This window comes from Micromonospora sp. NPDC050980 (genome assembly GCF_040653835.1).
Classification (GTDB): Bacteria; Actinomycetota; Actinomycetes; order Mycobacteriales; family Micromonosporaceae; genus Micromonospora.
Map to the genome: position 1 here is coordinate 1 of NZ_JBFAGS010000056.1, position 1,150 is coordinate 1,150.

The window sequence follows — 1,150 nt, forward strand, 5'->3', positions numbered from 1 at the left end:
TTATCCGGAGCTTGGCCCGTGCCGTCTTTGATGTCCTCGTCGTTGGTCTTGGCGGTGCCAGGTGCCTGTTATGGACGCTTGGTGGTGGTGTGTCCATGACGGGGGTTCTGGGTGCGGGTGCAGCGGCTGCGGGCGCCGGATACGGGTGTGGTGTCGTACACGGTGCTCGGATCGGACGGGTTGCCGGTCGAGGCGGTGGAGCTGTTCCTGGCGCATCTGGCTGCGGTGGGCCGTTCGCCGAACACGGTCGCGGGGTACGCGCACGACCTGCGGGACTTCGTGGAGTGGCTGGACCAGATCGGCGGGGATTTCCGTGTGCTGAGCTTGGAGGAGTTGACCGGGTTCTTCGGTTGGTTGGCTCGGCCGGCGGCGGCGCGGGAACCAGGGGTGTTCATGCTGCCGGGCACACCGTCGGCGTTGGAGCCGGCGACGTTGCTGCGTAAGCGGGCGGCGGTGGCGAGCTTCTACCGGTTCCACGCCCGCCGGGACGTGTCGGTGCCGGCGCTGTTGGGGGCGGGGTTGGGGCCGCGGGCGACGGGGCCGTTCGTGCCGATGCTGGTGCATACCCGGCGGGGCCGGCCGGACGCGGACTCGTTCAGCCCGTTGCGGATGTCGTTGTCGCGGAGGCCGCCGGCGACGTTGACCGATGCTCAGGTGGCCCGGTTGGTGGACGCCTGCGCCCGTCGGCGGGACCGGTTTCTGCTGGTGCTGCTGGATCAGACCGGGCTGCGGTTGGGTGAGGCTCTTGGTCTGCGGCATGCGGATCTGCGGCTGCGCGCCGGTGAGGTCGCGGTGGTGCCGCGCGGTGACAACGTCAACGGGGCGCGGGTGAAGGGGTTGAAGGCGCGGGTGGTGCCGGCGCCGTCGGTGGTGTTCGACGCGTACGCCGACTACATGGAGGTCGAGTACGGGTCGCTGGATTGCGACTTCGTGTTCGTGAACCTGTTCCGCCCGCCGGTCGGGGCGCCGATGACCGGCGACGGGGTGGCCAAGCTGGTGACTCGGCTGCGGGCGCGGGCCGGGATCGGCGGGTTCACCCCACATGTGCTGCGCCACGGGTACGCGACGCGGCTGTTGCGGGCCGGGGTGCCGGTCGAGGTGGTCGCGGAGTTGCTCGGGCACGCCAGCGCGATCACGACCTCGCAGATAT

Annotated in this window: 1 protein-coding gene; it reads left to right on the top strand. The window is 70.3% G+C overall.

Annotated elements, in window-relative coordinates; all coding sequences use genetic code 11:
* Positions 1-111: 111 nt before the first annotated feature.
* Positions 112-1,150: tyrosine-type recombinase/integrase (locus AB0H28_RS29855; RefSeq protein ID WP_358047424.1), on the top strand; the 1,039-nt coding region annotated here is incomplete at its 3' end.